12 protein-coding genes are annotated in these 13,853 nt (G+C 69.0%); 10 read left to right on the top strand and 2 right to left on the bottom strand.

Going from position 1 to position 13,853, the window contains the following annotated elements:
• Nucleotides 1-166: 166 nt before the first annotated feature.
• Nucleotides 167-421, bottom strand: coding sequence for a hypothetical protein (locus JOF43_RS07235; protein WP_209900692.1), 255 nt, complete (start codon nt 419-421; stop codon nt 167-169).
• A 166-nt stretch (nt 422-587) separates the two neighbouring features.
• Between JOF43_RS07235 and JOF43_RS07230 the strand changes: the two genes are divergently transcribed.
• Nucleotides 588-1,352 carry an SDR family NAD(P)-dependent oxidoreductase gene (locus tag JOF43_RS07230; RefSeq protein WP_209900691.1) on the top strand — a complete coding sequence of 255 codons (765 nt, stop codon included), beginning with the start codon at nt 588-590 and terminating at the stop codon, nt 1,350-1,352.
• 97 nt (nt 1,353-1,449) lie between these two features.
• Here the strand turns inward: JOF43_RS07230 and JOF43_RS07225 are convergent, their stop codons facing one another.
• Nucleotides 1,450-2,484: a LacI family DNA-binding transcriptional regulator gene (locus JOF43_RS07225; RefSeq protein ID WP_209900688.1), complete on the bottom strand. Its 1,035-nt coding sequence runs from the start codon at nt 2,482-2,484 to the stop codon at nt 1,450-1,452.
• Nucleotides 2,485-2,680: 196 nt separating this feature from the next.
• Between JOF43_RS07225 and JOF43_RS07220 the strand changes: the two genes are divergently transcribed.
• The 9 genes from JOF43_RS07220 (at nt 2,681) to JOF43_RS07180 (ending at nt 13,822) form a co-directional block, all read left to right on the top strand.
• Entirely contained in the window at nt 2,681-4,093 is a 1,413-nt protein-coding gene (locus tag JOF43_RS07220) for an FAD-dependent oxidoreductase (protein WP_209900685.1), read from the top strand.
• A gap of 55 nt (nt 4,094-4,148) precedes the next feature.
• Nucleotides 4,149-5,465: an ABC transporter substrate-binding protein gene (locus JOF43_RS07215; protein WP_209900683.1), complete on the top strand. Its 1,317-nt coding sequence runs from the start codon at nt 4,149-4,151 to the stop codon at nt 5,463-5,465.
• Nucleotides 5,458-6,423, top strand: coding sequence for a carbohydrate ABC transporter permease (locus JOF43_RS07210; RefSeq protein WP_209900681.1), 966 nt, complete (start codon nt 5,458-5,460; stop codon nt 6,421-6,423). The genes JOF43_RS07215 and JOF43_RS07210 overlap by 8 nt, the downstream gene beginning before the upstream one ends.
• The gene (locus JOF43_RS07205) at nt 6,423-7,286 is read left to right on the top strand and encodes a carbohydrate ABC transporter permease (RefSeq protein WP_209900679.1); all 864 of its coding nucleotides are present in this window, start codon (nt 6,423-6,425) and stop codon (nt 7,284-7,286) included. Before JOF43_RS07210 ends, JOF43_RS07205 begins: the two co-directional genes overlap by 1 nt.
• 231 nt (nt 7,287-7,517) lie before the next feature.
• On the top strand, nt 7,518-8,717 hold the full coding sequence (locus tag JOF43_RS07200) for an ROK family transcriptional regulator (protein ID WP_209900677.1): 1,200 nt from the start codon (nt 7,518-7,520) through the stop codon (nt 8,715-8,717).
• 103 nt (nt 8,718-8,820) lie between these two features.
• Nucleotides 8,821-10,197, top strand: a complete 1,377-nt coding sequence (locus tag JOF43_RS07195) for an ABC transporter substrate-binding protein (RefSeq protein ID WP_209900676.1) — start codon at nt 8,821-8,823, stop codon at nt 10,195-10,197.
• A gap of 58 nt (nt 10,198-10,255) precedes the next feature.
• A complete protein-coding gene (locus JOF43_RS07190; RefSeq protein ID WP_209900674.1) occupies nt 10,256-11,218 on the top strand; it encodes a carbohydrate ABC transporter permease in 963 nt (320 codons plus the stop codon).
• 3 nt (nt 11,219-11,221) lie between these two features.
• Nucleotides 11,222-12,118 carry a carbohydrate ABC transporter permease gene (locus JOF43_RS07185; RefSeq protein WP_209900671.1) on the top strand — a complete coding sequence of 299 codons (897 nt, stop codon included), beginning with the start codon at nt 11,222-11,224 and terminating at the stop codon, nt 12,116-12,118.
• Nucleotides 12,119-12,175: 57 nt separating this feature from the next.
• Complete coding sequence (locus tag JOF43_RS07180) at nt 12,176-13,822, top strand: alpha-L-arabinofuranosidase C-terminal domain-containing protein (RefSeq protein WP_209900670.1); 1,647 nt, start codon at nt 12,176-12,178, stop codon at nt 13,820-13,822.
• Nucleotides 13,823-13,853: the final 31 nt, after the last annotated feature.

Genomic DNA, 13,853 nt, shown 5'->3' with positions numbered 1-13,853 from the left:
TGTGGGCGATCCTAACCGCACGACGAGTTTCTCGGGCCGGTTGTCTCGCGACGCATCATGCAGCGGCGCCTGCTCACGAGGAGCACATCAGCCACTGCGACACGCCGGCCGACGTCGTCAGGCCGGGCGGCTTCGTCCAGCCCGCTTCCGAGGGACGGGGCGTGGGTCATTCTCGGGTGCGCCGTCGACGGTCTGATCGGACACCGAAGACGGTCGCCACGGCGAGCAGCAGGATCGTCACGGTGATCGCGGGGACGCTGTCGAGCGCGAACACCCCCAGGATCAGTCCGAGCACCACCGCCACCAGGGCACTGAGGGTCATCCTCCACCGGTCGCCAAAGCCCGCATCGCGGCGCGGTGCGTCCGGTCCATCCTGGTGCTCGGCGTTCATGTCGGGCTCCTCGGTCGAGACGGTGACCACGATCTTAGGGTCGAACTGAGCGCTAATCGATCCCCCGATCGGTGGATCACGGGCACCGCGTGGTTACGCCGGCCACCTGCGGCGCCGGGTCGTGGGCGCGCCCGAGTTCTCCGAGCACACGAGGCACGGGCGCAACGACTCCGCAGCGGTGACTACGCTCGACGCCATGACATCGACGTCCCTGATCACCGGCGCCAGCTCCGGCCTCGGCACCGAGTACGCCCGCCAGCTCGCCCGCCGCGGTGACCACCTCGTGCTGGTCGCCCGCGACACCGCTCGGCTCACGGAACTCGTCTCCGAGCTGACGCAGGAGGGCGCCGAGGACGTCGAGGTGCTGGGCGCGGACCTCTCCACCGCCGAGGGGATCGACGCGGTCACCGGCCGCCTCACGGACGAAGCGCGGCCCATCGGAACACTGGTCAACAGCGCAGGATTCGGCCTGTCCCTCGCCTTCGAGAAGAACGACATCGAGGACGAGGTGCGCCACCTCCGGCTGCATGACGAAGTGCCCATGCGCCTCATGCACGCGGTGCTGCCGAGCATGCTGGCCCGGGGCTCGGGCGAGATCATCAACATCGCCTCGGCCGCGGCCGTCATGCCGCGCTCGACCTACGCCGCCTGCAAGGCATGGCTGGTGATGTTCTCCCGCTGGGCCAACGGCCGGTACCGGGCCCGCGGTGTCACGGTGACTGCGGTGTGCCCCGGGTACACGCACACGGACTTCCACGCCCGGCTGGGCCTGCCCAAGGGCGAGGAGGGCATCCCCGGCTGGCTGTGGCTCGAGGCGCCGCGGGTGGTCGAGGAGTCCCTGCGGGACGTCCGCCGGGGCAGGGCCGTGTCCGTGCCGAGCCGTCGCTACCGCGCGATCTACACCGCTGCGCGATTCGTACCGTCCGGGCTGATGGCCCGGGCTGCGGAACGGGGCCGGTGAGCGGCTGATGGCGAGCTCGTGATGGGCTCAGCGCAGGTGGCGGTGGGGGTGGCGACGCTCGAGCGCTCCGCGTGCGAGGTCTTCGAGCACGCGGAGTTCATGCGCGCCGCGCCGGAGGCGAGCCGGTCGATTTCCGCAGCACCAGCTCGGGTCCCGGGTCGGTGATGAACGCATCCTGTGCGGCATCCCGGCCATCGATCGTGTCGATTAGAAGGGTCGCGGCTGCCGCACCGAGGGCTTGCAGCGGCAGACGCACCGCCGTCAGAGCCACGGACAGGTGAGGGAGGAACCACGAATCGTGGATCGTGATCACCGAGATCGAGTCGGGGACCTGCACCGCCGCGTCACGGAGAGCGCTGAGCACACCTGCCGCCGTCACGGCGTTGGCGACGATCAGTCCCGTGGGGAGCGAGGGCCGCCGCAGGATCTCCTGGACCGCTTGCATCCCCGAATCGGCGGACCAGTCGGCATGCACCACATCGGTCCGATCGCCGAGGTCGGCGCGATCGAGCGCTGACCGGTAACCCTGCTCCCGTCGGTCCGAGGTCTGTGATCCGTGGGGACCGGCGATGAAGGTGATCTCGCGGTGGCCGAGCTCGAGGAGGTGCGAGACGGCCAGCGTGGTGGCGGCGGCGTCATCGACCCGGACGGTCGGAGCCTCTCGGTCGTCGTCGGCATTGACCAGGACCGCGGGGACGGAGCGGGAGATCGCATCCAGCAGGCGGTCGTCGTGCCCGTACCCGCTGTGCAGGATCACGCCGTCGAGTCGGCCCCGGGCGAGGAAGGCACGCAGGCGGCTGTCGTCCTCTGCGAGGTCCTCCGCCTCGGCCAGCAGGGTCACGTACCCGGATTGTGCGCAGCGGGCGTGCGCCCCGGCGAGCACATCGACGTTAATCGGGCTGTCCAGGCCGTGCATCACCAGTCCGATGGCGCCCGCGCGGGCACCTCGCAAGGAGCGAGCCAGGCTGTGCGGGACGTACCCCAAGGACTGCGCCGCGTCCTGGATCCGTTGCCGCGTCTCCTCTCGCACCCGGACATGGGGGTCCGCATTCAGCACGCGTGACGCGATCGCCGAGGACACACCTGCTTCGTGAGCGACGTCGCGCAACGTCGGAGGGCCACCTGAGTTCATGCCTGCACGGTAACGGGGCGGAGGGGTTGACACGCCCCCACCCTGCCACTATCTTTCTGGAAAATCGATTGTTCACAGGGTTTTTCTCAGTCGAAATGGCGTGGACATCACAGGGCGATGTGGCCGTCCCGTGCTGCCCGCGCACGCCCCTCTGGCGCCGGGCCATCCCCGAAGAACCCCGATCCGGAAGGCAGACATGAGACCCCCACTGCGCGAGAACCACATCGAGTACGACGTCGCCGTCATCGGCGGCGGCCCGGGCGGACTGCCCGCCGCGATCGCTGCCGCGCGAGCCGGCTCCCGCACCGTGCTGGTGGAGCGCACCTCGGCGCTCGGCGGTGCCGCCGCCTCCGGGCTCGGTGTCCTCGGGTACCTCGATCGCTCGGGGAACCAGGCACTGGGAGGTATCGCGCAGGAGTTCGTCGACCGCCTGATCGCGATCGACGGCTCCCCGGGCCACTTCCGGTGCCCGGTCCACAACTCGATCACCCCGGTCTCCCCCGACCTGGTCAAGATCGTCGCCGTGCAGATGTGCCGGGAGGCCGGCGTCGACATCCTCTTCGACCACGAGCTGCTCGGCGTGGACGTCGACGACACCGACACCATCCGGTCCGTGACCGTGTACGGGAAGCTGACCACCACCCGCATCGACGCGAAGGTGTTCATCGACGGCACCGGCGACGGCGACGTCGCCTACCTCGCGGGCGTCCCCCACACGCTGGGCCAGGACGGCACGCAGACGATGCAGCCGAGCACCCTGATGTTCACGGTCACCAACTTCGACCTGCAGCGCTTCTGGGACTTCCTCGACGAGAACCCCGAGGAGATGGGCATCAAGGAAGAGTACGCCGCCGGATACGACGTCGACTTCCTGCGCCGCACCCGCGGGCACTGCTACATCGGCCTGACCACCCGGGTCGCAGACGCCCGAGAGGCCGGGAAGTTCACCATCCCCCGCAACCAGTTCATCTACATCGCCACCGCCTCCGAGCGGCTGCTTGCGATCAATACCTCACGTCTGACCAGGATCGATGCCTCGGATCCGGTGCAGCTGTCCAAGGGGCTGGAGACGGGGTACACCCAGGTGTGGGAGCTCGTGCAGTTCATGCGCGAGAACATGCCCGGATTCGAGGATGTGGAGATCTCGCAGATCGCTCCGGCCCTCGGCATCCGCGAGACCCGGCACTTCGCCGGCGAGGAGCGGCTGACGATGGATTCGCTGTACACCGACGCGACCAGCGACCGCGCGATCGCCCTGTCCGCGTACAACATCGACATCCATTCCGGAACCGGCGACGGCATCGACCTGCACGTGGTCGAGAAGCCCTTCGGCATCCCCTTCGGCGCGCTCCTGCCGCAGAATGTCAACGGTCTGCTGCTGAGTGGACGGACGATCTCGGTGGATTCCACGGTGTTCGCCGCGGCCCGGGTGATGGGCACCTGCATGGCGATCGCCGAAGCGGCCGGGAGCGCCGCTGCCATGGCCGTCCGCGACGGCGGGACCCCCAAGGAGGTCGACGTCGTGGAACTCCGTCAGGGCCTGGCCGAGCACGGCGCCATCCTGCCTGGTGCGCTCACCCCTGCCACCGCAGGCGCGGTCGCCCCCTGACCCGTGGCAGTCGCTGCGGGGGCGCCGCCCCGGCAGCATCCGAGAGGAGACAACGATGTCTGCACGAACCGCCCCCACCAGACGGAGATTCCTGGCCGGCACCTCCGCAGCTCTCACCCTGGGTGCCGCGTCCGCGTGCGGAAGCAGCAACGGCAGGTCCGCGGACGAGCTGACCATGTGGACCTTCCTCGACCCGGCCGGGCCGAGTGGCCGCGAGAAGGTGCTCGGCGCGCTGATCGAGTCGTACACCGAGGAGACCGGCATCCAGGTCAACGTCGAGGTGCAGCAATGGGACACCATGACCCAACAGTTCCTCGCCGCTGACGTCTCTTCCAGTGCCCCCGACGTCATGTGGCTCTCCCTCGACCAGGTCGCCACGGCCGTCGAACAAGGGGCTCTGGCCGATCTGAACGCCTTGGCGTTCGGGGACCTGCCCGAGGCCCAGCTCGCCGACCTCCGCGACGTCTACTGGACGACGATGGAACAGGACGACGGATCCCTCTACGGGGTGGTGCATTCCCGCAACTATTTCGGGATCATGTACCGCGCGGATCTGCTGGCCGAGGTGGGTGCGGACCCTGCGGACCTCAACGCGTGGTCCGATCTCCTCTCGGTCACGAAGGAGCTCACCTCCCCCGACGACGGCCGGTGGGGGCTGGGCCAGGCGTTCGGCACCTCGTTCGCCGATCCCCAGATCCTCTCCGCGCGGATCCTGGAGCTGCAGGGATCGATGTTCGCCGCTGACGGGTCGCCCCAGTGGTCGACGGACCCCGGCGTCAGCGCGATGGAGTTCCAGGCCGGTTTCGTGACCGATTCACAGGTCACGTCCCACGATGCGGTCCGACTCACCTCAGAGGACCTCTATGAGCTCTTCTCTGCCGGTCAGGCCGCGATGATCAACGGCGCGAGCGTCCGCGTCCCGGCCATGCAGGAGCAGATCGGAGCCGAGAACGTCGGCTTCATGCACTACCCCTCGGGCGGCGGGGTGGACCCCGCACCGGGCAGTCTCGCCGGGTGGTCCGTCGGCGTATGGGCCGGCAGCGAGGTGGCCGAGCAGGCCGCCGACTTCGTCGCCTTCCTCTCCAGCCCGGAAGCGGACGCGAGGTGGATGCTCGAGGGCCAGCAGCCCCCGCTCTACGCCTCGACCGCCGCGGACAACGCGGACTTCCTCGCCGCACCGGAGAATTCCTTCCTGGCCACCGTCCTCGAAGGGACGCAGGAGCTCGGCTGGCTGCCACCGACCAGCGCGCCGACGGTGGGCTGGCGGGAGGCCCTCAACGGAGCGGTCCAGAAGGTCCTGCTGGAACAGGGCACAGCCGCCGAGGCGATGGAGGCCGCCGAGCAGGAGTTCGGGGTGGGTGGCCATGACTGACGCCGCGCTGCAGAACGATCGCCCCGGGGCGAGGGCCACCGCAAAAGACCGGGAGAGGCAGGAAGGCCCCTCCTCGAGCGGCCGCACCGTCACCACCCGGCGCACGGGCCGTGACCTGATCGGGCTCGTCTACGTCGCGCCGGTGATGCTGGTGCTGCTCGTCGTCCTGATCTTCCCAGCGATCTTCGCGATCTGTTACAGCCTGCTGGAGCTCAAGTCCGTGCGCCCGGTCGGGTTCGCAGGCCTCGCGAACTACCGGGAGGTGTTCAGCGATCCCGCCATGGCAGCCGTCATGGTGCGCACTCTGGCCTTCGCGGTCATCACCGTGGCGCTGACCCTCGCCGTCGCGCTCGCGGTGGCCGTCTTCCTGGATCGGCTCACCTCGAAGCGGGCCACACTCGTGCAGATCCTCGTGATCCTGCCGTGGGTCATCTCCACGATTGTCGGCGCACTGCTGTTCCGCTGGTTCTTCGTCACGGACATCAGTCCCGGGGTTCATCTGTTGAGCCAACTGGGCGTCGATGAGAAACCGCTGACGGACCCGACCCTCTCGATGATCTCGCTGATCCTGGTGGCGATGTGGCGCACGCTCGGCTTCGCCGTCCTGCTGCTGCTCGCGGGGATCAAGGCCGTTCCGGCCGAGTTCTACGAGGCGGCCACCGTCGACGGCGCACGTCCTTGGCAGCAGTTCCGGCTGATCACCCTGCCGATGATCAAGACGCCGCTGACGATCACCACCGTGGTGCTCACGATGAGCAACCTCAACAACGTGGAAGCTCCGCTGGTGACCACCGGCGGAGGTCCGGGCGATGCGACCCAGATCCTGCCGCTGACCATCTATCAACAGGCGTTCACGCACTTCGACTTCGCCGGCGGTGCAGCCCTCGCTGCAGTGGCGCTGGTGTTGAACATCGGACTCGTGTTCGCGTACCTGCGACTGGCCAAGTGGAGCGTGTGATGACCGTTGAGTCGACCGACATCCGGATCGGGGGCCGCCGACAGGTCGTGCGGGTCGTGCTGCTGGTGTGCATCGCTGCGATCGCGCTGGTCAACGTCTCCCCTGTGCTGTGGGGCGTGGCCACCTCCGTGCGACCCCCGGAGGAGATCTTCACGTTCCCACCGTCGCTGTTCGGCAGCGGGGTCACGACGGAGCACTACGCGCAGGTGTTCAGCGGGACGTTCGCCCGCAACCTCCTGAACAGCCTGCTCTACTCCACCGTCGCGACCCTCACCGCTGTCATCATCGGAGCAGTGGCCGCCTACGCCTTCGACCGCTTCCGCTTCCCGATGCGACGGCCACTGTTCGGCGTGATCGTCGCCTGCATCCCCCTGTCGATGGGGGCTGCGGTGCTGGTGATCCCGAACTATCTGTACTTCGCGACTCTCGGACTGCTGGACACGCCGGTGATCCTGCCGCTGCTGTACCTGGGCTACAACCTCCCGATGGCGGTGTGGATCCTCAAAGGCGCTATGGAGGGCATCCCCGTGGAGCTCGACGAGGCCGCGAAGATCGATGGAGCCTCCCGGCTGCGGACCTTCGCCTCGGTGATCCTGCCGCTGTGCAAACCGAGCATGGCCGCCGCGAGCCTGTTCGTGTTCATCGGCAGCTGGAACGAGTTCGTCGCCGGCTCCGTCATGGTGAACTCCTCGGAGTACCGGCCCGTGCAGGTCGCCGTGTACCAGTTCATCAGCGCCTTCGGTCGGCAATGGGGACCACTCACGGCGAGCGCGATGCTCGCGCTGCTGCCAGTGCTGCTCCTCGTCGTGTTCTTCGGACGGCATCTGGTGGCGGGGATGATGCGCGGGGCGGTGAAAGGCTGAAGCGTCCTCTCGAAGCCGCCTCGTCCGCATCGTGGGACCGACCCTGGAGCACGATGCGTCGCCGCGCCGGCGGCGCGATGGATCGCCGTGTGAGGTGCAGCGATCGTCGGTCACTGTCCCACCTTCCCGCGGCATTCCCGTGACGCGGCCTTCCGACGCATTCCGTCGATAGATTGACAGAAATCGGCCCACGTCATTGCACCCTCCCGTACCCCCGACGATGCTGACGGAATGACGACCGGGACGACGAGGCCCCTGCGTGGAGCCGAGCACGAGATCCTGCTGGCCCTGCGCCTGCACGGTCCCTCGACGCGCGCCGACCTGGTCCAGCGCACCGGGCTGTCCCGCGCCACCGTCTCGACCGCCACGGCGCGCCTGCTCACCGCCGACCGGATCACGTCCGCCGGTACCGCGCCCGCGCGGCGCTCCATCGGTCGCACCCCGGAGCGGCTCGCCCTGAGCATCTCCGGGGCGGTGATCCTCGGTGTCGAGTTCGGACATCGTCGCGTCACGGTCACCGCCATGGACGAGGCGCATTACGTCGAGGGCTCCGCCACCGCCGTCTACGAGCAGGACACCTCGTGGCCGCACCGCATCCGACACGCCTTCGAGCTCCTGGACGGCCTCGGGGTGCCGGACCGCCGCGCGGTGATCGCCGTCGGCCTCGGCGTGCCCGGCCGCATTCCGGACCGCGAGCGGGTCACCGACTCCCTGGTTGCGACCTTCGCCTCCCGCGTCGCCCGTGAGGTGCGGGTGGACAACAACGCCCGGCTCGCCGGGCTCGCCGAGTCGGTGTGGGGCGCGGGCCGGGACCTGCAGAGCTTCATCTATCTGCGGCTCATGGACGGCGTGGGCGGGGCGCTCGTCACGCACGGGACCATCTACGACGGGCTGCACGGCACCGCCGGCGAGTTCGGGCACATCACCGTGGATCCCGCTGGGCCCGAGTGCCGGTGCGGCAAGCGTGGCTGCCTCGAGGCGTACGTGTCCCGCGAGCGGATCCTGGAGGCGACCGCCCACCGTGACCTCGACGTGCTGCGCGAAGTGCTCGACGCCGGCGATGCCCGGCGTCGGGAGATCGTCGCGGGCGCCGGGCGGCGGATCGGCGTGGTGCTCGCGAACACGTGCACCTCCCTCGATGTGGAGGGCGTGGTGCTCGGCGGGGATCTGGTGACGCTCGGCCGACACCTCACCGCCCCGCTGGAAGCGGCCTTCTCCGAGAATCTCATGCCCGCCCGGGCCCACCGCATCGCGCTCCACCCCGGGCGGATCCGCCAGGTCGACGGGGCTCTCGGTGGGATCGCCCTGGTGCTGCGCGATCACACCATCGCCCTGTCCCGGCCCGACTCCCCCACCGGCGCGGGCTATCCCGCCCTGGCGAAGCCCTCCGAGTGCACGGTGAGCGACCGGAAGGGGCGTCTCTCCTCGTGACCGCTCCCGCCATGCTCAACGTCTCTGCCTGGATGACATCGAAGTATCCGGTGGGCGGCACGGAGTACGACACCTCGCTCAGCTCGTTCGAAGGGAACGGAACATGACTCTCCCGCCTCGCCCCACCGCAGGCCCGCACAGCTCGCCCCCTCCCCGCCGGGGCGTCGGCCGGCGCGGCGTGCTCGCCGGTGCAGGCGTTGCCGGCACCGCGCTCACTGCAGCCGCCTGCTCGGGCGGGCAGTCGATCGGCGGGCCCGACGACGCACCGGACACTGCCTCGGAACCTTTCAGCCCCGAGTACGACGGGCCAGAGGTGACGATCACCTTCTGGAACGGCTTCACCGGCGGCGACGGGCCGTACATGAAACAGCTGGTCTCCGAGTTCACCGAGGCGAACCCGCTGATCACGGTCAAGCAATCGTCCCTGGAGTGGCCGGACTTCTACTCGAAGGTGGTCACCGCGACCGACGCCGGCAGCGGCCCGGACGTCGCGGCGATGCACCTGGACCAGCTGGCGAGCTTCGCAGCGCGCGGCACCATCGTCCCGCTGGACAACCTCACCGAGTCGGTCGGTCTCAGCGAGGACGACTTCAGCCCGGCCGTGTGGCAGGGCGGGGTGTTCCAGGAGCAGCGCTTCGGCATCTCGCTGGACATGTTCACCCTCGCGCAGTACTGGAGCACCGATCTGCTCGCGACCGCGGGGCTCGACGCGGGCCCGGCCACACAGGAGGAGTTCGACGCCGCGATCTCCTCGCTGCAATCCGCCGGGGTGAAGCACCCCTACTGGATCTCGCCGGACAACTGGCAGACCTTCGTGAGCCTGCTGGGGCAGTTCGGCGGCTCCCTCTACTCCGAGGACCTCACCACCGTCAGCTTCGGTGAGGAAGCCGGCGTGAAGGCCCTGACCTGGATGAAGGACGTAGTGACCAGCAGTGTCAGCCCGTCGGATGCGACCGATCTGTCCACGGCGTTCAAGAACGGCTCCTCGGCGCTGACCCACGAGCTGCTGTGGCTGATCAACGACATCGAAGACACCACCGACGGCATGGAGTACGGCATCGGCGGCTTCCCCACGATCGGCGAGGCAGCGGGCGTGTTCGCGAACTCCCACAACTTCACGGTGACCAAGCAGGCCGACGCCGAGGAAAACCGCGGTCAGGCCGCCCGCGTGTTCATCTCCTGGATGAGCGAGAACTCGGCGACCTGGGCAGGCTCGGGCAACATCCCGGCCCGCGCCTCGGCGCGCGAGGACGCACAGTTCACCGACAGTCCTCAGGCCGCGCTCGCCACCGACGAGGTGCTGGAGAGCTTCATCTTCCTGCAGCAGGTGCCGGGCTCCCGCGAGATCGCGGCGGACAGCTACGCCCGGGCGGTGAGCTCAGTGGTGCTCGGCGAGGAGGAGCCGCAGGCCGCGCTCGACTCCGCGGTCACCACGGCCCAGGAGATGCTCGACCGCAATCGCGAGCTGTACGGGTTCTGACATTCCGGCGCCCCAGGCGCCGACCAGCAGGCAGATCACCGCCGAGAGGAGAAGGCCGATGAGCAGTGCTGCTCCCAGCCTGAGCCCACCGCACAGCCCGCCGACCACCCCGAGCCCCGGCGAGCGCCGACGGATCCGAGTGGGCAACCCCGTCACGCCCTACCTGTTCGTCGCCCCGTTCCTGGTCCTGTTCGCCGTGTTCGTGCTGGCCCCGATCCTCGTGCTCGCCTATTCGAGCACCCGCCAGTGGATCCTCGGATTCGACACCGGGGGCTTCGTCGGAACCGACAACTACGCGACCCTGCTGTCCGGTCAGGGGGTGCTCTCCGAGGAGTTCTGGAGCGGGATGCGGGTCACCGCGATCTTCACCGTGCTGTCGGTGCCGCTGCTGGTGGTGGTGCCGTTCGCGCTCGCGCTGCTGCTGAACCTGAAGTTCCCCGGCCGCACCTTCTTCCGCGCCGTGTACTTCGCGCCGTACGTGCTGGGCGTCGCGGTGGTGGGCGTGCTGTGGCACTTCCTGCTCGATGCCCGCGTGGGGCCGGTGAACCATCTGCTGGGTTCGCTGGGACTGCCCGATGCGATCGCCTGGACCACCTCGCTGCCCGCCGGCTGGGTGTCCCTGGTGGGCGTGACCGTGTGGTGGACGGTCGGCTTCAATGCCGTGATCTACCTGGCCGCCCTGCAGGACGTCCCGGGTGAGCTGTACGAGGCCGCGCGGATCGACGGGGCCGGAGCCTGGCAGCGGCTGTGGGTGGTGACGATCCCGCACATGCGCCGGGTGCTGCAGTTCGTCGTGGTCATCACGATCATCGCCTCGGCCAACATGTACGGGCAGTCGGCGCTGATCACCATGGAGCAGCCCGGTGGGGCGACGCGCACCGCGATCGGGTACATCGCCCAGACCGGCATGGAGTCCTACGACATCGGCATGGCGAGCGCGATGAGCATGATCCTCGCTCTCTGCCTGATCGCGGCCAGCCTGCTGGTGAACCAGATCTTCCGCTTCGTGGGAAAGGTGTAGCCGATGACCGCTCTGTCCGCTGATCAACGCCGCACGGACCGACCCGATGCGTCGGCCCGGCCCACCCGTCGGCGGCCGCTGCGACCGCGGCGGATCGCCCTGTGGGCGACACTGATCCTGCTCACCTGCGTGTTCGCGCTGCCGCTGCTGTACATGCTCGGCACCGCCTTCAAAACACCGGCGGAGTCGGTCTCCCCCGACTTCCGGCTGTGGCCGAGAGAGCCCACCCTCGGGGCGTTCGAGCACATCCTCAGCGATGCCTCCATACCGGTGCTGCGCTGGGTGGGCAACAGCCTGATGGTGGCCCTCGCCCACTCCGCGCTGACCGTGGTGCTCGCCGTGCTCGCCTCCTACGCGCTGGCCCGCATGGAGTTCCGCGGGCGCACGCTGATCATGGGCGTGGTGCTGGCGACCATGTTCGTGCCCGCCGTGGTGATGCTGATCCCGCACTTCCTCATCGTGAACTCATTGGGCTGGCTGAACACCTACGCGGCGCTGATCATCCCCGGTGCGGCCGGGGCGTTCGGGGTGTTCTTCCTGCGCCAGTTCTTCGCGGCGATCCCCCGGGAACTGGAAGAGGCCGCGATCGTCGATGGCTGCAACCGGTGGACCACGTTCCACCGGGTCATGCTGCCGCTGGCGCGACCGGCCGTCGCCACCCTCGTGGTCCTGTCGTTCCTCTCCAGCTGGAACGACTACCTGTGGCCGGTGTTCGTGCTGTTCAGCAGCGAGATGCAGACCCTCCCCTCGGGGCTGCGGCTGCTGCAGGCGGAGAACGGCACCCGCTACGACGTGATGATGGCAGGCGCCGTGATCGCCTCCGTGCCCGTGCTCGCCCTCTACGCCATCGCTCAGCGCTGGATCATCGAGGGCGTCTCGACCAGCGGCATCAAGGGGTGAGCCGATCGTCGGCCACCCGCTCTCCCTCTGTCACCTCCGTTCCTGGAAAGGACCTTCATGTCCCCGCAGCCCCTCGCTCGCATCGACCTCTCCCCCGCCGACGGCTCCCACCGCATCGACCCGAAGATCTACGGCCACTTCCTCGAGTCCGCCTTCTTCGGCAACATCGAGGGCGGAGTGTTCGACGAGGGCTCTGAGCTGTCCGTGCGCAGCGACGGCCCGATGGACGGCTGCCGGCAGGACGTGATCGATGCCAGCCGGGACCTGGGCATGCCGGTGGTGCGCTGGCCGGGCGGGAACTTCACCTCCGCCTACTGGTGGGAGGACGGCACCGGCCCGCGCGATCAGCGCCCGCGCCGCCTCGAGCTCGCCTGGGGCTCGGAGGAGACCAACCGCTTCGGCACCCCCGAGTTCCTCGCCTGGTGCGAGGCCACCGGCGCCACGGCGTACCTCGCACACGGCTGCCGCAGCGTCGAGGACGCGGTGCGCTGGGTGGAGTACTGCAACTACGGCGGCGATACCGAGATGACGCGCCGGCGCACCGCCGACGGGATCGAGGGTCCGCGAGCGGTGCCGATCTGGGGCATCGGCAACGAGGTGTACGGCCCCTGGCAGATGGGGCACCGCAGCGCCGAGCAGTACGCGGCCGACGCCCTCGACCACGCGAAGTTCATGCGGGCCGTGGACGGATCGATCCGCTTCGTGTGCGTGGGGCTGAACGATGACCGCTGGATGGATGTGGTGGTGCGGGAGCTCGGCCAGATCACGGAGTGGTTCTCGGTGCACGCCTACGGGGCGAGCTTCCACCTGGTGGATCCCTCCCGCGCCGAGTTCGACGCGATCGTCTCCCAGGCGGTGCACTTCGAGCAGGTGCTGCAGGGCTTCTCCCAGAAGGTGGCCGCTGCGGCGTCGCGGCACGGGATCACCAGCCCACTGGAGATCGCCTTCGACGAGTGGAACATGCGCCACTTCGAGCCGCGCTCGTGGGAGGAGCCCCAGCCCGGGGCCGACGGAGGCATCGCCCCGCGTGACACGTCCGGGCCGGCCGACGCTCCGGGCGTGGCCGGAGAGAACGGCTGGCGGGTGAGCCGCTACTCCCCGCGCACCCTCGCCGATGCCCTGTTCTACTCCGGGGTGTTCCACGCCCTGCACCGCACGGCGGGGAACCACGTGCCGGTGACGATGGCCAACACCGTGAACCTGGTGAACGCCAACGGTCTGCTGGCCGTGCGCGAGGGCGGCATGGTCCGCTCGGCGACCTTCCACGTGTGGGACCTGTACCTGAACCACTTCGGCACCGTGCCATTGCCTGCACGCGTGGCCGGTCCCTCCGTTACGCAGCCCGTGCGACACGAGCAGGGCTGGGGCGGCGCGGCGCAGTGCGTCGAGGTGCGGACCAGCGTGGGCGTGCTCGACGTGAGTGCCTCGGAATCGGCCGACGGGTCACGGCGCTACGTGGCGGTCATCAACCGCTCGGCCGATGAGGACGTGGAGGCGGTGCTGGGCGTGAACGGCGAGCTCATCGAAGGCGCCGTCACCGTGCACACCCTGGGAGCAGACGTTCAGGAGCTGTTCGCGGTGAACACTCTGAGCTCGCCCGACGTGCTGGGGATCCGGGAGAGCTCCGCGGAGCTGCGGGGCGGGGTGTTCGTGGCGCCCGCGCATTCGGTGTCGGTGGTGTCGTGGGAGGTGGAGGAAGGCTGAGCACTTCCTGGCCGAGACAGCGGTTCACGTC

The organism is Brachybacterium sacelli, from assembly GCF_017876545.1.
In the GTDB taxonomy this organism is placed as follows: Bacteria; Actinomycetota; Actinomycetes; order Actinomycetales; family Dermabacteraceae; genus Brachybacterium; species Brachybacterium sacelli.
This window is presented reverse-complemented; position numbering and strand designations above follow the sequence as displayed.